The following is a 250-nucleotide window of genomic DNA, read 5'->3' as shown; positions in this document are numbered from 1 at the left end:
ATCTGCCGGGCAGTCCGTATCCGGACGAGGCGCGCGCGCTCGGCATCGACGCGCGCGTGCATTTCCTCGGGCTGGTGAAGAACATGCCGACGCTGATGCGCTCGGTCGACGCGTACGTGTTCCCGTCGCGCTACGAAGCGATGAGCCTGTCGCTGCTCGAGGCGATGGCGGCCGGGCTGCCGGTCGTCACCGCGCGCACCGCCGGCGGCGCGGAGATCATCACGCGCGACTGCGGGATCGTGCTGGAGGA

At 70.4% G+C, this 250-nt stretch carries 1 protein-coding gene; it reads left to right on the top strand.

Going from position 1 to position 250, the window contains the following annotated elements:
- A partial coding sequence (locus SB816_RS33750; RefSeq protein ID WP_410548470.1) for a glycosyltransferase family 4 protein occupies nt 1-250 on the top strand: 250 nt, incomplete at both ends.

Origin of the sequence: Achromobacter sp. SIMBA_011, from assembly GCF_046535435.1 — a bacterium.
In the GTDB taxonomy this organism is placed as follows: Bacteria; Pseudomonadota; Gammaproteobacteria; order Burkholderiales; family Burkholderiaceae_B; genus Achromobacter; species Achromobacter dolens.
This window is presented reverse-complemented; position numbering and strand designations above follow the sequence as displayed.